Below are 22,474 nucleotides of genomic sequence, written 5' to 3'. Positions count from 1 at the left end.
GAATATAAAATCAGTCTTGAGCCGGCTTGTAATTTAGCTGCCATGATGCGCCCTTTTATTATCGCCATGGCTTGGTTGGTAGCTTCGTTTTTCGTGGCTAGAGTTGTCAGAAATAACGCATAGGGGGATTTATGAAATTTTTAGCTGCTCTTGCTCCATATTTGATAAACCATGTTGTCAAATACATTCTGACTGCCTTAGGGGTTTCTATCATTACCTATGTCGGTTTTGACGCTCTTATGGGTAATCTTAAAAATCAGTTTATAAGCAGCATGGGGGCGGTTCCCGCCGGAGCGATCCAAATATTTTATATCGCAGGCGGTGGCGTTGTTCTGAACATCATGTTTGGCATGCTCGCCTTTGTCGTTACTTTTAAAACTCTGTCTAAATTAAGCTTCGGCAAGAAAGGTTAAAGATGGCCGCTATTACTCTGATTACAGGAAAACCAAGAATCGGCAAAACCGCCTTTGCCGTCGAACTGCTTATGTTTGATGACTTCTATAAAGGCCGTAAAATCTTTTCAAACATCAACGGCCTTTTGATAGACCATCATAAACCGCCGGAAGGGCATAGCTGGGAAGACATGTACGAATGGCTGAAATGGAAAGAAAATATCGGCTCTGTCGTCATCTATGACGAAGTGCAATATCTGTTTCCGACACGTTCAAGCGGCTCAAAAATGCCCGAAAACGTCGCCTTTTTGAACATTCACGGCCATTACGGTATTGACATGATACTAATCACACAATCGCCCAAGCTGCTTGACGTGAATTTGCGCGAAGTCGTGAATAAGCATATCCATATAGCTGCAAACAAAATGGGTGGCCTGACAAGGTTGGAGTGGAACGAAGTAGCCTTAAACCCGACTCAACAGGCAAGAAACGCCTTGTCCAGTTCGCATAAAATCAGACAAGAAGTTTTTGAATACTACAAATCCGCCGAAGTGCATACCGCGCATTCGCACGTCAAATCAAGGTGGTATTACGTCATCATTGCCATGTTGTTTATCCTGCCGTGTATTTTAGGTTTGGTCGGATTTATGGGCTATAAGATGTATCAGGGCTATAAAGAAAAAGCAGGAATAACGGCACAGGCCGAAGAAGTAAAAGAAGATACAGGTTTTAAAAATCCGCTTGACCCTGAAAGCCAAAAAGAAATGATGCCGCAAAGCGGAATTCAGGGGCAAAACCTCAAACCCGAAGACTTTGTGCCAGTTCTTGCCGAAAAGCCCGAAAGCAAACCCATTTACAACGGCGTCCGCCAAGTCAAAACATTTGAGTACCCTGTCGGCTGTGTCGATGGCGGTAAAAGCGGATGTACCTGTTACTCAAGTCAGGGAACGCCGTTGAAAGAAATCACTAAGGCAATGTGCAAAGACTACGTCAAAAACGGCTTGCCATTTAACCCATACAAGGACGAACAACAGGCAGCACAACAGCAACAGACCGCACCGCAGACCGCCTATGAGCCTGAAAAAGGGCAAGTCCTTATGATGGGTGGGCAAAGTCCCCAAAATCTCATGTATGACGGCTACGTCGAAGCAGGAGAAACAACAGGATTCCAAAACGGTGCAAAGGTCGGCAGTTAAGAGATATTTATTTAATTGTTGATGTAGCTTAAGCGGAATCAACGGTTAAATAAATATCAACGGGGTGCGGGAACTCCCGCCTTTTTGATATCGGGTAAATTAAATTGAAACCTGTAAATCGTTTTAATTAAGGCGGTTTACAGGTTTTTGTTTAAGCGCAAAACAAAAGCCTGGACGGTTTAGGCAGTAAAACGGCCAGAGTTAAAGACTGAAGAAAAGATATGCCGAGCCGTCTAATTACCTTAAAGAAAGATTGAATATCATCATAGCCATTGAAGGCTGAATAAATAAGGAAAATGCAATGAACGTAATAGGGCTGGACGTATCGAAAGATACGATAGACGCAACGTTGATTAAAACTAAAGGAAGCAAAGACTATATAAAAATATCCAATGATACAGAAGGATTTGAGAATCTGATTAATTGGATAAAAACAAAACGAATTAGACAAATTGCCATAAGTATGGAAGCAACAGGTATTTATTATGAACAGGCGGCAGAATATTTGAGCGCGCTTTATACTGTTTACGTCATCAACCCTCTAAAAATAAAAGAATACGCAAAAAGTCAGTTCAGCCATACTAAAACAGATAAAGCAGATTCAAAACTTATCGCCGAATTTGCAAGCCGACACTTAGACAAACTGACACCGTTTAGACCGTCTGAAAATCCCATACTCTATAAGCTAGTTAATTTACTGCAACAACTAAAAGATCAGCAAAAAGAAACACAAAACAGGTTGCATACCGCAAAAGACATCTACATAAAATCAACCCATGAAGCAATCATAGATCTGCTTGAAGAAAAAATAGATCAGACATCAAAACGAATAGAAGGTATGATAAAACAGAAAGAAAGCCTAAATATCGAATATCAAAACCTGCAAACCATCCCGGCAATAGGGAAAGAAACCGCAGTGATCCTACTAAGACACCTGACAGATAAAAATTTTGAAACAGCGAATAAATTTGTAGCCTTTGCCGGGCTAAGTCCAAAAATTGAACAATCAGGGACAAGTGTCAATAAAAAAGGCCGATTGAGCCGATACGGACATCGGCAATTAAAACGCGCCTTGTTTATGCCTGCCCTTGTTGCCTATCGTATGGGTGCATTTCCTCAACTTGTCAGAAATTTGGAAGCGGCAAAAAAGCCTAAGATGATAATCATCGTTGCACTAATGCGGAAACTGGCAAAAATCGCCTTTTATATACACAAGACTAAAAAGCCGTTTGATAAAGCGCTACATCAGACGGTTTAACACATTCAAACAAAACAAAACGGCTGTAAAAACAGCCGTTCCTTGTCGTTTCCGTTGAAAATGCAATAACTAAATACCTATTAAAAACAGCAACATAAGAAATTAACCTATTTTAATAATTGACAGTCAATATATCATCTTTTCATTTCACTATTTATTTTCTTATTTGCCGCAGCAGGCTTTGTACTTTTTACCGCTGCCACATGGGCAAGGATCGTTGCGCCCCACTTTTTCGCCTTCGCGGCGGACGGTTTGCGGTTTATTGATGATGGCCTGCCAGTACCAGTAAATATCCAGCAGGACGTGCGGCAAATCAGATTCCAGCTGGGTCAGCTCTTTTTCATTCAGATGCAAGATGACTTCGCCGTTTTCCTCGTCGTCATAAATACCGCCCAAAGCCATAATCGGATAGAACAAATCTTCAAACTCTTCCTGATCGACTGCTTCAAACCAATCGGTAGGCACAATATCCAGTGCGTAAAGATAGGCGTTACACCATGTGTAGAAATCCGGATTGCCGGCTTCGTCTTCATAAAACCACAAATCAGGCAGGATTTTCTCGTTGAGCTTCATGCGCATATCGGCGGCCATCGCCATGACCAAACGCTCGATTTCGGTGCGCTCTTTAGCATCAAACAAGGATTCTTCACCCAAAATCTCAGGCAGCCAGTTGGTCGGATTCAAAGCATCTGGGCCGCTCAATAAAGCCATCATAAAACCCTGCACTTCATCACAACGCATGGTGTTGAGGGCTTCGGATTTGGCATCCAGCAATTCCATCAATCGGCTGCGTGCCGCTTCATCAAAAGTCAGTATTTGCATTTTCGTTCCTTAAAATAAAATCGTATTATGGTTTTCAGACGGCCTGGGCATGGATACGCTGCCGCATTTGTTCAAACAGACAAACCGTTGCCGCCATCGCGACATTCAAGGATTCGGTTTGCCCCAACATGGGGATTTTGACACAGGCTTCAGCCTTCTCTTTTATTCGTTCACTCACGCCGCTGCCTTCATTGCCAAATACCCAAGCGCAAGGTTGGTTGAGGTTCATTTCATACAACCCGATATTGCGACCGCCCAAAGCCGTTGCCCAAATTGGATGCTGATACGTTTCCATCCAAGCGGATAATTCCACCCGACTGAAAATAGACAGCAAAAAATGCGCGCCCATTCCCGCCCGCAACACTTTGGGCGACCAAATATCTACGGAATCATTGCTGCACACGATTTGCTTGACTCCGGCTGCCGCCGCGCTGCGCAAAATCGTGCCTGCATTGCCGGGGTCTTGTACCCGCTCCAATACCACGCAATCTCCGTTTGAAGGCAAGCCTGCCTGTTTCGGAATATCAATCCAAGTCATCACATCATCGGCATCGGTCAGACTGGTGATTTTAGACAACGCTTCGTTACCGACCCAAGTAATCAATCCCTCATCCAACTGCGCCGTAATTTCTTGAATTTCAGGATGGTGCTGTTTCTTTTCAGGCAGGTAAACCTGTTTGGGCGTACCGCCGCTTTGCAAATAAGTTTGCAGCAGATGTACGCCTTCCAATACGGTTTCACCGCTTTCACGCCTTGCTTTGGCCTGTGTCAGCAGACGGAATAAATGTTTGAGCTGTTCGTTTTGAGCAGAGGTAATCAGTTTCATGGAGCGCATTATAACTGTTTTGACTTCTTTGAAGCTATGCTTTCAGACGGCCTGACGGTTTTACTGCAAAAATAAAAACCCTTGCCATAAAGCAAGGGTTTTGCATGATTTCATTTTTTACTGCACAACAGTCTGCTGCTCATTTTTCTGCTCGGTACGGACAGTCGGACGGTTTTCAATCTTGCCATCTTTCGCCGCATTCGGCACAACAGTCTCGCCAGGCTCGGAAGCCGCTTTATCAACAGGCGTACCGCTTACCGGAATGATATCTTGTGCAGGCTGAACATTAGACTTCTCGGCAACCGGCATAGCGTCACGAGAAGTTTGCGGCGTAAACTGCCATGCCGTCACAGCAATGGCACACACGCTGGCAGCGGCTGCAAAGAATTTAAAGAAGCCGTTATTAGCCGCTTCGCGATGAGTATATTTTTTCTGCTTGCCGGCAATCTCAGCTTGAGGCACTGTAAATGCTTTACTTTGCATGGTTTCATCAGCCACCTTCGCCGCCGCACCCTGACGGATACAGTCGCCGATAATATGGTACTCATGCCAAGCGCGCAATGCTTCCTCGTCTGCCAATACGGCATCCAGCATCTCATCAGTCAATGCTTCACCGTCCATCAATGCAGACACATACTCCAATGCTTTATTTGTTTTTTCGTTCATTTTTATTACCACCTTTGATCTTCAGAAGTATCCAACAGCGGCCGCAAATCTTTTGCAATCAGTTCACGCGCTCTGAAAATACGCGAACGTACAGTACCTATCGGACAATCCACTACCCGAGCTATTTCTTCATAAGACAAGCCATCCATTTCCCTAAGCGTAATGGCTTGACGCATATCGTCTGGCAGTTGCGCAATGCTTGCTTCGACGGTCTGCAAGATTTCCCGATTCATCATTTCAGCTTCCGGCGTATGGTAATCCGCAATCTGATCGGTTAAATCAAGAACATCCCCCTCCTCATTGGCTGCTTCCGAGCTGACAAAAAACTGGCGACCCGAAGTGGTCAGAAAATTCTTTGCCGTATTGATACCGATACGGTACAGCCACGTATAAAATGCACTCTCACCTCGAAAATTAACCAGCGCACGATAAGCCCTAATCATTGCCTCTTGGGTTACATCGTGCACTTCATGCTCATCCTGAATAAAACGGGAAATCAGTCTGTTTAGCCGACGCTGATACTTGGACATCAGCATCTCGAATGCCTTATGGTCACCTTTCTGCGCGCGCTCCACCAAAACTTGATCTATTTGGCGATCGTTCATACCCAACCTTTAATCGTTTTACTGCTTTAAACCAAAAAATAGTAAAGCGTGCTGTGCACAATAAAGACAGCATCGCTTTGAAATAGTTCCACAAGATTACATTTAATCGCAAAAGTTTATTCGTGCAGATGCTCTAACATAAGCTGTATTGCTTATTATATATACACTTAGCACAAGTAGTTAAATTACTAATTCTTACTAAATTTACAGTTAGTCCCTTTGCTTTTCTGCTATATATTTGACCAACTTTTCATGAACAGGCAGATAGCCTTCCCCTATTTGTACATCGCTTCCCACCCGAAGATTAACAACAGCAAGGCACTTGTTGCCCATACTTAGGATAATCGGCCAATATTTACGGACGAGTGGCACAATATGACACTCTTGCAATAGTTTTTCGACTGATTTTTCCCTCTGTCCCGACTGAATCACATCACTTTTGGCCACACTTCTAAGTACCGCCGGCTTCTCCAACTCCTCTTCCGATAAACCTCCCTTAAACGGTAATAAAACAAAACCATTTTCGAGCAAAATATCTTTCAGACGACCTTGAACTTCCCTGCCATTACACCAAGGCAGTTTTTGAAACTCACTTTCCTGACAAACAAACAGCTTGTCTCGATATGCGACCAGTTCCCCATCTGGCAAATTCAACTGCGCCTGATCAGCGGTTTCCAACACTCGGGCAAAATCGGCAATACTGTGATAAGAAGGCAATGATTTTGTTTGCTTTCGCAAAAAATACCAAAGCAGCCGACGACGCAAAAGCGGCGTACATTTCCGCCACAGACTGATGCTGAATATCCCGTTTGGACTGATACGCTGGTATTCAGACTCAATCAATTCATCTAAAAGCTGCAAATCTTCCTGCAATAATCGAACATTGGCACAAATTTGCCGCTCAAAATTCGGAATACGCTGCTGCCATTGCGGTAAAGCCTGATTTCTCATCCAATTGCGTAAATAGCCGGAGTCTTCATTACTTTCGTCTTCAACAAAAGATAATCCCCATTGTTGCGCATACTCAGCCAGTTCCTGACGGGAAAATGCCAAAAGCGGTCGCCAAATTTGAATCTCTTCATTTAAATCACGCCATACCGGCATGGCCGCCATACCGCGCAATCCGCCACCGCGCACAGCCGACAGCATAAATGTTTCGATTTGATCATTGCGGTGATGTGCCAAAACAATAATTTTCTTCAGGCCGTCTGAAAATGCCTTATATCGTGCAGCCCTAGCCGCCGCTTCCAAACCTTTTCCTTGTTTTTCCACATTGACACGGCATACCCGCAAGGCAACATTCAGACGTTGACAATAATCCTGGCAAAATTTAGCCCAACTGTCGGCATTGGTGCTTAAACCATGATGAACATGGACGGCACGCAAATCAAAATGGCGAAATTCGCGCATCTGATGCAAAAGATGCAGCAGGACGACAGAATCCAATCCGCCACTCAAGCCAACTTCAAAAACAGTATGGCTCGGCAAATCAGGAAAAGCTGCTTGAAAACTTTTAAATAGGGAATCAGGGGATACTTGCGACATTTCAGACGGCCTAAAATTGTGAATTACTCAAAAATAGAACACAAAAAAAGCAAGCAGCGACATCTGCTTGCTTTTTCAGCAGTCAAACTTATTTATCGGTAAATTTACCGTAAGCCATGATGCGGTCGAAACGGCGAGAAAGCAAGTCAGGCATGGTCATGCTTTGCGCTTCGCTTAATTGCTGTTCCAAAACGGTTTTGACGTTTTTCATCGTGGTTTCAAAATCACGGTGTGCACCGCCCAAAGGCTCATCAATTACTTTATCGATGACATCCAATTCTTGCAGGCGTTTGGCGGTAATACCCAATGCTTGCGCGGCATCCGCTGCTTTTTCAGCAGTTTTCCAAAGAATAGAGGCGCAACCTTCGGGAGAAATCACCGAATAAGTCGAGTATTGCAGCATATTGACGTAGTCGCCGACAGCCACTGCCAACGCACCACCCGAACCGCCTTCGCCAATAATAGTGCACAATACCGGCACATGCAGGCGGGTCAGTTCGTACAAATTACGGCCGATGGCTTCAGACTGGCCGCGTTCTTCTGCGCCAATGCCCGGATACGCGCCCGGAGTATCGACAAAGGTCATAACCGGAATATTGAATTTTTCGGCAGTCTGCATCAAGCGCAGTGCTTTACGGTAACCCTCAGGACGCGGCATACCGAAATTACGGCGGATTTTTTCTTTGGTATCGCGGCCTTTTTGATGACCGATAACCATCACGCTTTGGCCGTTGAAACGCGCCAAACCGCCGATAATGGCATGATCGTCAGAATAATGGCGGTCGCCGTGCAACTCTTCAAAATCAGTAAAAATACCGTTGATGTAGTCCAAAGTATAAGGACGTTGCGGATGGCGGGACACTTGTGAAATTTGAGCCGGAGTCAGCTTGCTGAAAATCGACTTGGTCAACTCGCTGCTTTTCTTTTGCAGTCTGGCAATCTCGTCGGAAATATCAACGGCAGATTCGTCTTGTACGAATCGCAACTCGTCGATTTTATTGGTTAATTCGGCGATGGGTTGTTCGAAGTCCAAAAAAACGGGTTTCATAAAACAAAGCTCTCGGTAACGGTTGCTGACATGATACGCTAATCAGACGTATTTGACAGCATTTCTCAAAGGGAAACTGCCATCTTTTGCAATAAAAAATCTTTCAGACGGCCTTTAACAAAGAAATAGTATATCTGCACTAAACGAATGAAGTGCCGTATCTTATGATAAACTTCAATTCAGTTCAATCATTTCAAACAGGCTATGAAAAACGATCATGACAATTCGTCCATGCGCTTGGACAAATGGCTGTGGGCCGCGCGCTTTTTCAAGACCCGCGCGCTGGCACAAAAACATATTGAGCTGGGCAGGGTTTTGGTAAACGGCTCGAAAGTGAAAAACAGCAAAAATATTTCTGCCGGCGACACCATCGACATGACTTTGAACTCCCTTCCCTACAAATTCAAAGTTGCCGCGCTCAATCATCAACGCCGCCCGGCACCGGAAGCGCGTTTACTCTACGAAGAAGACATGAAAACGGCTGCCGAACGCGAAGCTCAAAAACAGCTCGACCAAGCCAGCCGCATCAGTGCTGCTTATCCGGACGGACGCCCAACCAAACGCGACCGCCGCCAGCTTGACCGTATGAAGCGCGATAGCTGGTAAGCGTTGAATCCATTGTTTCAGACGGCCCCATATCCATGCCGTCTGAAAACCAAAAACAGGCAGGACATCCTGCCTGTTTTTTATTTGTGATGATTAAAATTTATATTCTAACTGACCACGAATAACGTTTACGTCCTGCTTATCTGTGCCGACGGTAGGCGTAACCTGTTTGCCGGCCAAATAGAAGCCTTTAAGTTTCCAGTTTTTCCAAGGAATATAGGTCGCACCGATTTGCACGCCTTGGACGTTTTTGCTGTAATCCTCAACGGAAGAGACACCGGACAACGAACCGACACGGCGGTAGTTCAAGAATACGTCGTAAGAATTGCGGACGTTCCAGTCGGCTGATTTATAGCGCACTTCAGTGAACACGCCATCATTTTTGATTTTTTGGCCGGCATCATTATAGGCTTTGATATTGGACTTGCTGACTGCAGCCATCCAATGCCAATCATCATTAAACTTGATGTCCGTACCGATTTCTCCGAAGACCGCATTTTTCTTCGCACCGCGTACATCGATGTCTTTCATGTAGCTGACGGTTGCGCCGACGTTGATATTCTCATTCACAGGCAACATGCTTTGCACCGCGGCAAAATGTCTGCGGCGGCCGCCAATGCCCCATGCGTTGTCGTTCAGATTGCCAGTGCGGCGGCCTGCATAGATTTTGGTAGGCAGGGTTTTATTGTCGAAGAAGATTTCACCGCCGGTTACTTCGGTATCCCATACGCGGCCGTATGAAGAAAACGCACCAAATTTACCGACACGCGCTTTAATGTTGTTGTACAAAGTGCCTTCGGCATACAGTTTATTCACCGGCACATCATGATCGCCATTGAATTTACCGGTTTCCAAATCGATATTCGGCTCGATTTGCGCCACCAATTTCCAATCTTTATACAGTTTTGCGCGTAACCAAAACTCTGCATTGAAGTTGGCATTGGTATCTTCAGGCGTAGGATTGATGCTGCTGTTGTTGGCATTGATGTCTTTGGTATCCGCACGTACGCGCAAGCCACCATTCACAGTCAGCAAATCATTGAAAATGCTGATTTTATCGTCATCTTTGCGAATGATACTGCCGGAATTGACGTAATCGTTGGTGGTGGCCAAAGCCGCCGCATCATGCCCGCCATCAGCATTTTCCGCCAAAGAATAAGATGATGAAGCCAATAAAATACAGGTTGCAATCAGTTTGGTTTGAAATTTCATGCCGACTCTCCAAAAGAAGGTATTGAAAGTGAAGTATTCGATAAAGCGTACAACATTATGAATTTCGTATAAATCATTCATTTTATTTACTAATTATTTTTATCGTATGTAAATTAGTGTAATCAGTCAAGCAGATTTAAACGCTTTATCCTCTTTCAGACGGCCTCTTGATTCAGGTCAAACGGAAGCCTACTCATCAGACTGTTCAAACTGCCATTTCAAGGCATCGGCCAATGCCGTCCTGCGTTTTTGATGGCATCCCACAGCTTTACATAATTCCTCCGCATTTCCCCAAAACACAAATCGTTCACGCGCACGGGTAATGGCTGTGTAAAGCAGAGCCTTATCCAAACCTCGGGCTTCTTCTTCGCTTTCCGTTGTTGCGGGCACTGATGGGGGCAACAGCCATACTTCCCGATATTCCGAACCTTGGCTCTTGTGCACCGTCATAGCAAAAGCCGATTCAAAATCAGGCAAACGGCTGATGGCAATTTTTTTGAATCCATCTTTCTCAGGAAAATAGGCAGACAAGCCATTCAACGATTCTTCATCTTTCATAATCAGCCCGATGTCGCCGTTAAACACTTCCAGCATGTAATCATTGTGCGTAATCATGATGATTTGTCCGACAAACCAAGGCGTTTCGCCCGAAGCCTTGCCTTGTCGTTGCAGGTATTCTTGATAAGCCTGATTCAAATCATCCGCATCCTGCCGCCAAGCCGCCAATACCACCACATCTGCCACATGACCATAGGCGAGTGCGACATTATTCTCTGCCACAGCCTGCCAATAATCCTGTTGCTTTTGATACAGTAAGGCGACCTGCTCTTTCAGACGGCCTGGTTTCATTTCCAATTCTTTGGGGAACTTGTCAAACTGTTCGACCGCAGTTTGCTTTTCCCCGGACACCACCGCCCTTGCCAAACAACCAATACCGCTGTTTGCACCAAAACGGTGGCTGAACGTCAATTTGGCATTGTTTTGCGATAAAGCTTGTGGCCACTCTTTAATCTCAAAACCATGATTGGGCAGGTACACTTCCAGCTTTTCAGCGGTTTCTTTATCCAAAGCCGTCGGACGCGACAATACCGCCAACACAGCTCCCAAGCCAACCGACGGCAACTGATTTTCATCACCAAGCAACACCAGACGACAACCGGTAGGCACGGCGCGCAATAAATCCAACACCAGCGGCAAATCCAACATTGAGGCCTCATCCACCACCAAAACATCCAAAGCAAGCGGATGTTCATGATTGAACGCAGGGCGCATTTGCGGCGGCCGCAATTTCAGCAAACGATGGACAGTCTGCCCTTCCAAGTTTGCCAAATGCGCTTTAATGCTCGGAGACAAATCAAAACCGTCCAAAGCACGTTGCAAGGCCCGTGCCATATGCGCAGCCGCTTTGCCCGTCGGCGCCGCCAACGCAATACGGGGCAGCTTCGTACTGTTATTACAAATCAGACCCAAAAGCTTTGCTACGGTCGTTGTCTTACCCGTCCCCGGCCCACCGGTAATCAGCATAAAGTTTTGCAACAATGCCAAAGCCGCAGCATCCCTCTGCTCTTTGCTGTCTTTAGTATCAAACCAATCGCTCAGGCTTTTTGAAGCTGCCATGAAATTCACTTCTTCCGCCTCGGCACTTGCTAGCCGTTTGATTTCGACAGCCAAATCATGCTCCAACTGCCACATCCGCCCCAAAAACAATTTCCGGCCTTGCAGGATAAGCGGTTTGTCCGCATTGCCGACCAAATTCGGCAAGTTGCTTAAGGCATCAACATCCGCTTTATCCAAGTAAATAAACGAATGCCCGTTTTGCAAGGCTGCAAACAGTCGAACCACATAAGGCTCAATAACGGATGCACCCTGTACTTCGTGGCGGCGGAAAAACGCTATGGCCGCATCTGCGGCAGAGGAAAGGATAGAGTCGGTCGGATTCATGGCTCAGGATTGATTGATACGGAAAAAAGAAAGGCCGTCTGAAAAACAGCGTTTCCATAAATGAAAACCTATTTTCAGACGACCTCTATTATACCGTTCAAAGCATAAAATATTTTCCTGAAATAATAACCTTATTGCAACACTTGCAGACTGCCATCTTTCATGGTCATTACCCGGTCGAAACGCTCAGCCAGCTCGTCATCATGGGTTACCACAATCAGGCTGGTGTTTAATTCGCGTTTCAAATCCAGCATCATGTCCAGCACATTTTGCGCATTTTTACGGTCAAGGTTACCCGTCGGTTCATCTGCCAACAGGCATTTCGGCTCATTAACCAAAGCACGGGCAATCGCCGCACGCTGACGCTCACCGCCGGAAAGTTCGCTCGGACGGTGCAGCATACGCTTGTCCAAGCCGACCTTCTTCAACATTTTGACAGCCTTCTCCTCAGCCATCGCCTTGGGCATTTTACCGATTAAAAGCGGCATCATGACATTTTCCAAAGCAGAAAACTCAGGCAATAGATGGTGGAACTGATACACAAAGCCCAAATAACGGTTGCGCAATTCGCCCAATTGTTTTTGGCTCAAACCACCCAAATCCTGATCCATCAGTATTACCTTGCCTTCAGACGGCATATCCAAGCCACCAAGAAGGTGCAGCAACGTAGATTTACCGCTGCCTGACGAACCAATAATACTCACGCTTTCCGCTTCGGCAACTTCAAAATCCAAATGATTCAACACTTGTACATTCAATGCGCCATCATTATAGCTTTTGCCAACGCTGGTACATTTCAAAATTGTCTTACTCATAACGCAAAGCCTCCGCAGGTTGGGTTTTTGCAGCACGCCAGCTCGGATACAGTGTGGCAATAAATGCCAAACCAAGCGAAATGCAGGCAATAACGGCGACGTCCTTTAAGTTCACATCGCTAGGCAGGTAATCGATGAAATAAACCTGTGAGTTAATCAAATGCACGCCAAACAAGTCTTCAAAAAATGCGACAATCTTGCCGACATTCCAACCCAGCAATACACCGCATACCACGCCCACAAGCGTACCGAAGAATCCCGCAAAAGCACCCTGCACCAAGAAAATCTTCATGACGCCGCTCGGGGATAAACCCAACGTGCGCAAAATCGCAATATCGGCTTGTTTTTCCGTTACTGCCATTACTAAAGAAGAGACAAGGTTAAACGCAGCAACTGCGATAATCAGTGTCAAAATGATGAACATCATGCGTTTTTCCAACTCAACGGCTTCAAAATAGCTGCGGTTGTTAAACGTCCAGTCGCGCACCCATACTTCATCTTTTTTAGCATCAGGAATCAACTTGGCAATGAAAGACGGCGCATTCTGAGGATCAGCCAGTCGCAAACGCAGCCCACCGACATTTTCTCCCAGTCGATACAAGACTTGTGCATCCTTGATATGCGTCATGGCCAATGTGTTATCGACTTCATAAACACCTGTTTTTACCACACCGACTACATTAAACTGCTTCAAGCGCGGCACTACGCCGGCAGGCGTGACATTACCCTCTGGCGTAATCACTGTAACCTTGCCACCAATCTCCGTGCCCAATGCTTCAGCAAGCCCTTGACCCAAAATAATATCAAACTCGCCCGGCTTCAAATCATCAAAACTGCCGGCCGGCATATCCTTGCCGTAATCAACGACATTTTTTTCTTCAGACGGCAAGATACCGCGTATCTGTACACCGCGTACTTCTCCTGCATTGGCAAGCAAAGCTTGATCGGAAACATAAGGCGCGCTAGCCAATACTTCCTTTTTGCCTTTTACAAATTCGCGCAAATTCTGCCAACCCGGCGCACTGCCGACATCGTAATAGCCGATTTCTGCATGAGGTGCGACGTTCAACAATTGACCGCGTATCTCTTTCTGAAATCCGTTCATTACCGATAACACCACAATCAGCGCCGTTACACCCAAGGCGATACCGACGATTGAAATCATGGTAATAAATGACATAAAGCCATTGCGTTTTTTCGCACGCAAATAGCGCAGGCCTATCCAAGTTTCTAAAGAAGCCATTCAAAAATGCCTCATTCGTTTGTCAAAAAATACTTATTGTACCGTAAAACCGACAGGTCGTCCGATTGCCCGACTGATGTAGCATTCAGGGATAAAGTGTATGTAAAACCATGTATCTTCCCGTAAATTCCGCCGAAAAACTTGCACAATCTGCCAATCGCCCTTATTCTGAAGCTGTGACACACTTTGTCACCATCAAAAAGGAAATACACTAATGAACAGCAAAAAATTCTTGGCCCTCGTATCCGTAGCTGTAGGTTTGTCATTCAGCTTCAATGCATATGCCGCTAAAGAAATCAAAATCAGTTCAAACAATACCGCTTACTCCGACGCCGATGTTCAAAAACTGGCAGCCACCGCTGTCGGCATGGGAGTAAAAGAACCTGTCAGCCTCAACAGCGGAAACGGTATTGTTACCGTATCCGGTAGCAGCGCAACCAAATGCGCATTCAAAGTCGGCAACGGCGATACGCCTCAAATTCAAGGCGTGAGCTGCAAATAATCTGATTTCATCAATGAAAAGGCCGTCTGAAAAACATTCAGACGGCCTTTTTATATTGGTATTTAAGATTGGATATTTCTTCTATCGTAAACAGCCTGTGCCAAAGTACCGGCATCCACATATTCCATCTCGCCGCCCAAAGGGATTCCCCTTGCCAACCGGCTGACTTTATAAGGAAGATTTTTAAACAATTCCGCCAATACATACGCTGTCGCGTCGCCTTCGGCTGTGAAGTTGGTTGCAATGATAATTTCCTCAATATCACTCGCCTGCAAACGGGCAACCAGCTTATCTAACGCTACTGCCGAAATATCCATGCCCTGCGCCGGACTAACTTGCCCCATCAAAACAAAATACAGACCATCATGGCAATTAGCCGCCTCCATACTGGAAACATCCGCCGGCATATGGACAATCATCAAGCGACTTTTCTCACGTTTTTCGTCCGCACAAATTTCACACAAATCGCCTTCGCAAAATGTGTTGCACATCCGACAATGCTGCACCTGTCTCAAGGCAAATTGCAAAGCGTCCACCAACTCCTGCGCTTCTTCGCGTTTGTACTGTAAAAGCTGGTAAGCCATGCGTTGAGCGGATTTCGGGCCGACATTGGGCAATATTTTTAATGCATTAATCAAGCGGACAAAGGCATCAGGATTTTTACTCATGATTTCAGACGGCCTTTTAAAAAGATAGCTAAAAATAAGAAAACAGCCGGAATTCATCCGGCTGCCCTACTCTAATATTCTGCTTATTCGGCAGCATTATTAACTTGCTGTGCACCTTGCGTACGATCGATTTTCTTACCCAAATACTGGAGCAAGGCATCGAAAACATTGGCAGAAAGCTGTTGAACCAAAGCCTGTTTAGCAGCCGGAATCTGTGAATCGGCGTTTTCAGGAGCAGAAACGCTCTGAACCTCCATAATCACCGGTGCAGGCATACCTTCCAACAATGCGTACGCAGGTTTACCACCGACAGGGCGCGCTTTCAACAAAGCCGCATAAGCTTCCGGAGACATGGTTTTACGTGCATCTTGCGCGCTCAATTGAGAAACAGGCGACCATTGAACATCGGCAGCTTTACCGGCTTTCAACGCAGTCAAAGTTTCTTGGGCTTTCTTCTCTGCCAGTTTGGCGGCTTCAGAGCGCTGATATGCTGCACGGACAGTGTCTTTAACTTCTGCAAATGGTGCAATTTTCTCTTCGCGCACTTCTTTCGCACGAATGACCCAAACGGTATCGTTGTTGATGGCGATCACTTCAGAATTGTGTTTTTTCTTCAGTACATCATCACTAAACGCGGCATTAATCAATGCTTCAGGCAAGCCGGCTTCCTTCGCGCCCGCTTTGGTCACCCATTCATCCAGGCTTTCTACTTTCAAACCTGAATTAGCGGCTGCTTTTGCCAGAGAAGACGGATCATTGAAGGTATCTTCACCCAGTTTTTCTTTGGCCGCGTTAAAGGCAGAAGCTGCTTTTTTCAGTTTCAAGGCTGCTTCGATACGCGCTTTGGCTTGTTCCAAAGTCGGCTCAGCTTCGACATTCAAAACTTTAATGACGTGATAACCCAAAGACGATTTAACGGTATCGCTGACTTCGCCTTTACCCAATGCAAATGCCGCTTTATCGAATTCAGGTCCAAAGCCGCTGCCGCCGCTTTTGCTCAGGTAGCCCAAATTGCCACCTTTGTTGCTACTGGACAAGTCTTTGGAGTACTTGGCCGCCAGCTCGGCAAAAGCATCTGGGTGCGCTTTGAGCTCTGCAGCCATTTTGTCGACTTCGGCTTTAATTTCCGCATTGCTTGCTTCATCTCCGTTAGGCATAACCGGAATGAAAATATGCGCAATTTCGGCTCTTGGCGACAAATCTACGCTTTTACTGTCGTAAGCTTTTTGTACTTCTTCTGCGCTGACGGTTTGCTTGTCAGCCAAATCTTTGATGCTTAAAGCCACATATTCCAACTTAACGGCTTGAGGAATCAAGTAATCTTTCTTATGTGCTTCATAATATTTTTGCAAAGCCGCATCATCTACTTTTACTTGTGCCGCAAATGCTTCAGGGCTGAAAGTAAATGAACGGATGGTACGTGTTGCTTGAGTCAGGTTAATCAACTGACGTGCTTGCGCATCGCTGACCAAAGCTCCGTTTTGCACTAAATTCAACAGATTTTGCAATTGGAACTGTTCACGGATATCTTCAACGAACTGATCCTCGGTCATCCTGCGCTGATCCAAATACTTCTTGAGCAAATCCTGACTGAATTTGCCGGAAGCATCATGGAAATTCGGATCATCCACGATAACTTGCTTGATTTGTTCCTGAGACACAGCGATGCCCATCAGCTTGGCACCCTGCTTCAGATAAGCACGTTGCAATAAAGATTGGAATATAGCATCACGCGAAGGCGCATTATTGCCAGCAGCCTGCTCATTCTGTATTGCAATCTGTAAAGCATGCTCGCTGACCTTCTCATCCCCGACTTTGACAATGTAATCAGACCCCGGCGAAGACAAATTATTGGCACCGAATCCGATAAAGGTCAAACCGATGATACCTAAAACAATCTGGGCGGGTGTTTTATATTTTTCAACAATATGGAACATATTTATCCGAAAGAAAAGTTTGGTGCGGCAGCCGAAAAATGCTACCGCAAAAATCTTAAAATCCTGAAAACAGGCTCAAAGCGCGTATTGTAACGTATTTTTTCAAGGCTTGCTTTTTCAGACGGCCTAAAAACCTAAAAATGCCTTATCCGAACATTTCCTGATACGCTTCTACTGAAAATCCGACATGAACCTGCCCTTCTTTGACCAACACAGGCCGCTTGATGATGCTGGGATTCTCCACCATCAAAGCAATCGCACCTTCTTTTGTGGCGGCAGATTCTTGCGCATCTTTATCCAGCTTGCGCCAAGTCGTACCTCTTTTATTAAGCAAAATTTCCAAAGCTGCCTGCTCCAGCCAGCCATCAATCAAATCAGCAGTTGGGGCGTTTTTCTTAAAATCTACAAACTCAAACTCAATTCCATTTTCCGCCAACCAACTACGCGCTTTTTTAACCGTATCGCAATTGGGAATACCGTATAGTTTTATCATCTTATTTATCCTTAAGTTTTATTCATGAAATCACAAATTCAGGCCGTCTGAAACCTTTCAGACGGCCTGAATTGAATGCTACTTATTTCTTAGCAGCTTTCTTCACTTTAATCTTCACGCTTTTGCCTTGAACGTTATTTTTACGCCCGGCCTTAACAGAGGCTGTTTTCGCCTGCGCTTTTTTCTTACCTGCGGCTTTAGGTTTGCTTGGCTTGGCCGGTTTGGAAGCAGGTTTACTTTTTACCTTGGCCTTCTTTGCCTTCACGGGAGCAGCCAACGCTTCATCGATTTCTTTAGCCGAAAGTTTACGCTTACGCTTTTCGACAGGCTTGTCAGCAGCTGTCGGCTTACTCACAGATTTCGCTTTTCTTCCGCCGCGTCTCTTACCGACTGAACCGCCGCTGATTAAGGTCAAATCAATCTTGCTGGTATCCAAATCGGCACGCACGACTTTTACAGTAACCGTATCGCCCATATTGAAACGGACACCACTACGCTCGCCCTCAATTGCCATAATCTCAGGACGGAAGTTGAAATAATCCTCTCCCAAATCGCTGATATGTACCAAGCCGTCGATATGAATATCGTCCAAGGTTACAAAAATACCGAAGCTGGTCATGCCCGAAATCTTGCCACTGAAAACTTCGCCGACTTTGTCGCGCATATAATAAGTTTTCAGCCAGTTTTCCACATCGCGGCTGGCATCATCGGCTCGGCGTTCGCAGAAAGAGGTATGCACGCCCAAAGCCTCCCAGGTTTTATTGGGTTGGTAAGTTTGTCCGTTCAATACAGCCTTAATGGCACGATGTACCGTCAAATCGGGATAACGGCGGATAGGCGAAGTAAAGTGTGCATATGCGCCATAAGCCAGACCAAAGTGACCGTCGCAATGCGGCTCATAAACTGCCTGCTGCATAGAACGCAACATCATCACTTGCAACAATTCCGCGTCCGGACGGTTTTTAAATTGCTCGGCAAGCGCAGCATAGTCTTTCGGCGTCGGATTATCGCCGCCCCCCAAACTCAGCCCCAGCAAACCAAGCTGCTCGCGTAAAGTGGCCAGTTTTTCGGGGGTCGGGCCCAAGTGATTGCGGAACAAGGCCGTATGTTTGTTTTTCAACAAAAATTCTGCCGCGCAAACATTCGCCGCCAACATACATTCTTCAATCAATTTGTGCGCATCGTTGCGGACAACTGGAACAATCTTGTTGATTTTACCGTTGTCATCAAAAACCATCTGAGTCTCAACGCTCTCAAACTCAACCGCGCCACGCTCGAAGCGTTTTTTCTGCAAGATTTTAAATAACTGATACAGAGTATCGATTTGCTGCTTAAACGGATGATCCTGGCCGTCTGAAATCCAATCCCAAACTTGATTGTAAGTCAGTCGCGCATGCGAACGCATTACTGCTGGATAGAAACGGTATTCCTTGATATTGCCGGCATAGGTAATCACCATATCACACACCATACACAGGCGTTCGACATCAGGATTGAGCGAGCAGATACCGTTGGACAACTTCTCCGGCAGCATCGGAATCACACGGCGTGGGAAATACACGCTGGTACTGCGTTCCTGAGCATCTACATCAATCGCATCATCAGGACGGACATAATGGCTGACATCGGCAATCGCTACCACCAAACGGTAATTGCGGCCGACTTTTTCAGCAAAAACCGCATCGTCAAAGTCCCGCGCAGTTTCACCGTCAATGGTTACCAAAGGCAAATCGCGTAAGTCCACGCGCCCTTTCAAGTCGGTTTTACGCACATGATCAGGAATTTTCTTCGCGGCTTTGACACATGCTTCGCTGAATTGATAAGGCAAATGGTGCTTGCGTACAGCGATTTCGATTTCCATACCGCTGTCGGCATAATCGCCTAACACTTCAATCAGCTTAGCCACAGCAGGACGATGCGCTTCAGGATACGTCTCAATTTCAGCCACAATCACTTGGCCGGATTGCGGTTTAAAGTTCGCCACGCTTTCAGGCTCTAACACGATACTTTGGCTCAAACGCTTGTCTTCCGCCTCCAAAATAGCCACGCCACGATCCATATAAAAACGACCGACCACTTTAGACTGCGCACGCTCCACCACATCTAAAACCGTACCTTCACGACGGCCTCTGCGATCGATACCGGCAGGACGAACGGTAACAATATCTCCGTGCATCACGCCGCGCATCTGACGCTCATACAAAACAAAATCGCCCTCGCCCGTCGGCGTTAGCGGCACGGCAAAACCAAAGCCGTCTTTATGCGCTTCAACACGGCATTTAACCAATGCCAATTTTTCTGCCGCGCATACCGCGCCACGTCGGTTGATCAACACCTGACCATCACGTGCCATCGCTTTCAGACGACGCTCGAAGAATTCATATTCATCTTCTGTAATCGACAATTCATGTGCCAACGCTTCGATTTTGGTCGGCACACCTTTTTGTTCCAATAATTCAATGACCCATTCACGGCTGGGCAACGGCTGAGCGTAACGTTGTTTCTCCCGCTCCAAATACGGGTCTTTTTCTCGTAAATTTAAAGATTTAGTATTTTTGTTCATTTTGATAGTTGACATTCTTTTTTTAAAATATATAATAGCTGCTTCTTCGCAGTTCAGGTAGTCAACTCTACCTTAAATTGAAGAATAAAGCAAAGCCCAGGTGGCGGAATTGGTAGACGCGCTAGCTTCAGGTGCTAGTGTCCTCACGGGCGTGGAAGTTCGAGTCTTCTCCTGGGCACCAAGTAATTTGGTGCTTCTTTGCTTAAGAAAATTTAAATTGCCCAGGTGGCGGAATTGGTAGACGCGCTAGCTTCAGGTGCTAGTATCCTCACGGGTGTGGAAGTTCGAGTCTTCTCCTGGGCACCACTGATAAATCAATCAGTCAAGTTTTACATTATTCTGATAACAAGTCAGGATAATAGTCCACAGAGAGGTGGATGAGTGGTTTAAGTCGCACGCCTGGAAAGCGTGTATACGTGAATAGCGTATCGAGGGTTCGAATCCCTTCCTCTCTGCCATAGATACTAAAGACACCAACTAACGGTGTCTTTTTTCATATCAGCCCTTCTTAAAAATATTACATCACACTTTTATTTCTATTATCCTCTAATTAGAAACCTGCCACACATTCTTATCTTATACTAAACCTTGATGATTAAAAGCCGTCTGAAAGTTTTCAGACGGCCTCTTTCGTAAAACCTACCAAATCCCAAACCATTGTTTATCAGACTGCTTTTTATTGCCGTTCTGCTGCTCGTGGTTTTGACGGCGAAATTGCCAAGGTGCTTGCGGATTGTCTTTTTTCCATAAGCCTTTACGTTTTTCCTTGGCTTGTTTTTGTGCGGCCGAATAGTCAGTGTAGGCAGTTTTACTTTGTTGTTTTTTGGCATAACTTTCATAATGCCATGCGGCACCATCCCGTATCTGCATTAAATTCAAATCAATCATGCCGACTGATACTTGGGCAACTTCGCGCTGGTAACGGTCGGCTTCAAACACACGGACTTTGGCTTTTTTATTCAATGCGGCATCAATCAGATTGTCTCGCGATTGCGTACCATAGGCCTGATTGCTTTCCGGTGCATCGATATAGGCCATGCGGATTTTGTGTTTCCTGCCGTCGTTATCGATAATGTGCATGGTATCGCCATCATGGATTTTGATGATTTTTCCGTTGTATGTGTAGGATTGTCGCGATGACTTTTGTTTTTGTTCTGGTTTGGGTTTGGGTTTAGCTTCGGCTTTGGTGTCAGATGTGGCTTTAACAACATTTTCTCCCAGCCATTCATTGACCTTTTCCAAACCGATATTGTCGCCTTGTGCCAATGTTGCGGCAACGCTTACCCCTGTACGAATCAACTCGGTATCGCGTGAGCTGTAACCAAGCGCGCCCAAAACGGATAAAACGACGGGCAACCATTTTATAATTTTACTGATTTGCATATTTTGCCAAATTGAAGGCCGTCTGAAAGACCTGATGCACTTTCAGACGGCCTTTTAAGATTGATTAATCTTCATTAATCCTGACAAGGCAAGATGACTTTTGCACCTTCTGCCGTACCCAAAACCAACACATCGGCTGCATCACGGGCAAAAATACCGTTTTCGAGTACACCGGTGATTTTATTGATTTCGTCTTCCATTTTCAGGGCTTGGTCGATATTGAGGCCGTGAACATCGACGATTTGGTTGCCATAGAAAGTAGTATAGCCGACACGCAACTCAGGTTGTCCGCCCATGGCAAGCAGTTTGCGCGACACCAGCGAACGGGCATTTTCAACCACTTCTACCGGCAATGGAAATTTGCCCAAACGGGAAACATATTTGCTTTCATCGGCAATACAAACAAATTTATCGGATGCGCTGGCCACGATTTTTTCGTTCAAATGTGCACCGCCGCCGCCTTTAATCATTTGTAGCGCGTGGTTGACTTCATCTGCGCCGTCAACATAAACCGCCAAACCCATCACTTCATTCAGTGAAACTTCTGGAATTTCATATTTCGCCAAAAGCTCGCTGGATTTTTTAGAAGTAGACACGGCACCCTTAATTTTCTTACCGCTTTTACCCAAAGCTTCGATAAAGAAGTTGATGGTAGAGCCGGTACCGATACCGATGTATTCGTTTTCCGGAACAAATTCCACCGCTTTTTCAGCGGCAATACGTTTGAGTTCGTCTTGAGTTGCCATGTTGTCA

At 45.7% G+C, this 22,474-nt stretch carries 22 protein-coding genes and 3 tRNA genes; 9 read left to right on the top strand and 16 right to left on the bottom strand.

Features of this window, described 5'->3' with window-relative positions; genetic code table 11:
- Nucleotides 1-9 precede the first annotated feature (9 nt).
- From O3661_RS02790 to O3661_RS02775, 4 genes are all read left to right on the top strand, one after another.
- Nucleotides 10-123 carry a virulence factor TspB C-terminal domain-related protein gene (locus O3661_RS02790; protein WP_371492224.1) on the top strand — a complete coding sequence of 38 codons (114 nt, stop codon included), beginning with the start codon at nt 10-12 and terminating at the stop codon, nt 121-123.
- A gap of 8 nt (nt 124-131) precedes the next feature.
- Complete coding sequence (locus O3661_RS02785) at nt 132-413, top strand: DUF2523 family protein (RefSeq protein WP_314553326.1); 282 nt, start codon at nt 132-134, stop codon at nt 411-413.
- A 2-nt stretch (nt 414-415) separates the two neighbouring features.
- Nucleotides 416-1,588 carry a zonular occludens toxin domain-containing protein gene (locus O3661_RS02780; RefSeq protein ID WP_371492217.1) on the top strand — a complete coding sequence of 391 codons (1,173 nt, stop codon included), beginning with the start codon at nt 416-418 and terminating at the stop codon, nt 1,586-1,588.
- A gap of 301 nt (nt 1,589-1,889) precedes the next feature.
- Nucleotides 1,890-2,846: an IS110 family transposase gene (locus O3661_RS02775; RefSeq protein ID WP_371492216.1), complete on the top strand. Its 957-nt coding sequence runs from the start codon at nt 1,890-1,892 to the stop codon at nt 2,844-2,846.
- 162 nt (nt 2,847-3,008) lie between these two features.
- On the opposite strand, the gene O3661_RS02770 is transcribed toward O3661_RS02775, so the two are convergent.
- From O3661_RS02770 to O3661_RS02745, 6 genes are all read right to left on the bottom strand, one after another.
- Nucleotides 3,009-3,668, bottom strand: a complete 660-nt coding sequence (locus tag O3661_RS02770) for a UPF0149 family protein (RefSeq protein WP_371492215.1) — start codon at nt 3,666-3,668, stop codon at nt 3,009-3,011.
- A gap of 34 nt (nt 3,669-3,702) precedes the next feature.
- Nucleotides 3,703-4,494, bottom strand: a complete 792-nt coding sequence (locus tag O3661_RS02765) for a TrmH family RNA methyltransferase (RefSeq protein WP_371492214.1) — start codon at nt 4,492-4,494, stop codon at nt 3,703-3,705.
- A 117-nt stretch (nt 4,495-4,611) separates the two neighbouring features.
- Complete coding sequence (locus O3661_RS02760) at nt 4,612-5,160, bottom strand: sigma-E factor negative regulatory protein (protein ID WP_371492213.1); 549 nt, start codon at nt 5,158-5,160, stop codon at nt 4,612-4,614.
- 5 nt (nt 5,161-5,165) lie between these two features.
- Nucleotides 5,166-5,765 (bottom strand): RNA polymerase sigma factor RpoE, encoded by a 600-nt coding sequence (gene rpoE / locus O3661_RS02755; RefSeq protein ID WP_004519728.1) that lies wholly within the window; start codon nt 5,763-5,765, stop codon nt 5,166-5,168.
- A gap of 210 nt (nt 5,766-5,975) precedes the next feature.
- Nucleotides 5,976-7,310: a tRNA lysidine(34) synthetase TilS gene (gene tilS, locus O3661_RS02750; protein ID WP_371492212.1), complete on the bottom strand. Its 1,335-nt coding sequence runs from the start codon at nt 7,308-7,310 to the stop codon at nt 5,976-5,978.
- A gap of 88 nt (nt 7,311-7,398) precedes the next feature.
- Nucleotides 7,399-8,358, bottom strand: a complete 960-nt coding sequence (locus tag O3661_RS02745; RefSeq protein WP_371492211.1) for an acetyl-CoA carboxylase carboxyltransferase subunit alpha — start codon at nt 8,356-8,358, stop codon at nt 7,399-7,401.
- A gap of 204 nt (nt 8,359-8,562) precedes the next feature.
- On the opposite strand from O3661_RS02745, the gene O3661_RS02740 reads away from it, so the two are divergent.
- Nucleotides 8,563-8,964, top strand: a complete 402-nt coding sequence (locus tag O3661_RS02740; protein WP_003679090.1) for an RNA-binding S4 domain-containing protein — start codon at nt 8,563-8,565, stop codon at nt 8,962-8,964.
- Between the two features lie 93 nt (nt 8,965-9,057).
- On the opposite strand, the gene O3661_RS02735 is transcribed toward O3661_RS02740, so the two are convergent.
- The 4 genes from O3661_RS02735 to O3661_RS02720 form a co-directional block, all read right to left on the bottom strand.
- Nucleotides 9,058-10,176 (bottom strand): hypothetical protein, encoded by a 1,119-nt coding sequence (locus O3661_RS02735; RefSeq protein ID WP_371492223.1) that lies wholly within the window; start codon nt 10,174-10,176, stop codon nt 9,058-9,060.
- A 189-nt stretch (nt 10,177-10,365) separates the two neighbouring features.
- Nucleotides 10,366-12,117 (bottom strand): exodeoxyribonuclease V subunit alpha, encoded by a 1,752-nt coding sequence (recD, locus tag O3661_RS02730; RefSeq protein ID WP_371492210.1) that lies wholly within the window; start codon nt 12,115-12,117, stop codon nt 10,366-10,368.
- A 131-nt stretch (nt 12,118-12,248) separates the two neighbouring features.
- Nucleotides 12,249-12,932, bottom strand: coding sequence for a lipoprotein-releasing ABC transporter ATP-binding protein LolD (lolD, locus tag O3661_RS02725; protein WP_371492209.1), 684 nt, complete (start codon nt 12,930-12,932; stop codon nt 12,249-12,251).
- Nucleotides 12,925-14,175 carry a lipoprotein-releasing ABC transporter permease subunit gene (locus O3661_RS02720; RefSeq protein WP_371492208.1) on the bottom strand — a complete coding sequence of 417 codons (1,251 nt, stop codon included), beginning with the start codon at nt 14,173-14,175 and terminating at the stop codon, nt 12,925-12,927. The genes lolD and O3661_RS02720 overlap by 8 nt, the downstream gene beginning before the upstream one ends.
- 214 nt (nt 14,176-14,389) lie before the next feature.
- On the opposite strand from O3661_RS02720, the gene O3661_RS02715 reads away from it, so the two are divergent.
- Complete coding sequence (locus tag O3661_RS02715) at nt 14,390-14,677, top strand: hypothetical protein (protein WP_107810480.1); 288 nt, start codon at nt 14,390-14,392, stop codon at nt 14,675-14,677.
- 62 nt (nt 14,678-14,739) lie between these two features.
- Here the strand turns inward: O3661_RS02715 and recR are convergent, their stop codons facing one another.
- The 4 genes from recR to rnr all read right to left on the bottom strand — a co-directional run bounded on the left by recR (nt 14,740) and on the right by rnr (nt 20,338).
- Nucleotides 14,740-15,345: a recombination mediator RecR gene (recR, locus tag O3661_RS02710; RefSeq protein WP_003679078.1), complete on the bottom strand. Its 606-nt coding sequence runs from the start codon at nt 15,343-15,345 to the stop codon at nt 14,740-14,742.
- A gap of 83 nt (nt 15,346-15,428) precedes the next feature.
- Entirely contained in the window at nt 15,429-17,282 is a 1,854-nt protein-coding gene (locus O3661_RS02705; RefSeq protein WP_371492207.1) for a SurA N-terminal domain-containing protein, read from the bottom strand.
- 145 nt (nt 17,283-17,427) lie between these two features.
- Nucleotides 17,428-17,775: an ArsC family reductase gene (locus tag O3661_RS02700; protein ID WP_107857105.1), complete on the bottom strand. Its 348-nt coding sequence runs from the start codon at nt 17,773-17,775 to the stop codon at nt 17,428-17,430.
- A gap of 82 nt (nt 17,776-17,857) precedes the next feature.
- Nucleotides 17,858-20,338 (bottom strand): ribonuclease R, encoded by a 2,481-nt coding sequence (gene rnr, locus O3661_RS02695; RefSeq protein WP_371492206.1) that lies wholly within the window; start codon nt 20,336-20,338, stop codon nt 17,858-17,860.
- Between the two features lie 94 nt (nt 20,339-20,432).
- On the opposite strand from rnr, the gene O3661_RS02690 reads away from it, so the two are divergent.
- From O3661_RS02690 to O3661_RS02680, 3 genes are all read left to right on the top strand, one after another.
- A tRNA-Leu gene (locus tag O3661_RS02690) sits at nt 20,433-20,519 on the top strand.
- Between the two features lie 38 nt (nt 20,520-20,557).
- Nucleotides 20,558-20,644: transfer RNA gene (locus tag O3661_RS02685), tRNA-Leu, on the top strand.
- A gap of 61 nt (nt 20,645-20,705) precedes the next feature.
- A tRNA-Ser gene (locus tag O3661_RS02680) sits at nt 20,706-20,796 on the top strand.
- Nucleotides 20,797-20,977: 181 nt separating this feature from the next.
- Here the strand turns inward: O3661_RS02680 and O3661_RS02675 are convergent.
- Both O3661_RS02675 and rpiA read right to left on the bottom strand, forming a co-directional pair.
- Nucleotides 20,978-21,721 carry a thermonuclease family protein gene (locus O3661_RS02675; RefSeq protein ID WP_371492205.1) on the bottom strand — a complete coding sequence of 248 codons (744 nt, stop codon included), beginning with the start codon at nt 21,719-21,721 and terminating at the stop codon, nt 20,978-20,980.
- A 74-nt stretch (nt 21,722-21,795) separates the two neighbouring features.
- The gene (rpiA, locus tag O3661_RS02670; RefSeq protein ID WP_003679072.1) at nt 21,796-22,467 is read right to left on the bottom strand and encodes a ribose-5-phosphate isomerase RpiA; all 672 of its coding nucleotides are present in this window, start codon (nt 22,465-22,467) and stop codon (nt 21,796-21,798) included.
- Between the last annotated feature and the right edge of the window lie 7 nt (nt 22,468-22,474).

This window comes from Neisseria sp. 20925_1_37, assembly GCF_041433255.1.
Taxonomy (GTDB): domain Bacteria; phylum Pseudomonadota; class Gammaproteobacteria; order Burkholderiales; family Neisseriaceae; genus Neisseria; species Neisseria flavescens_D.
This window is presented reverse-complemented; position numbering and strand designations above follow the sequence as displayed.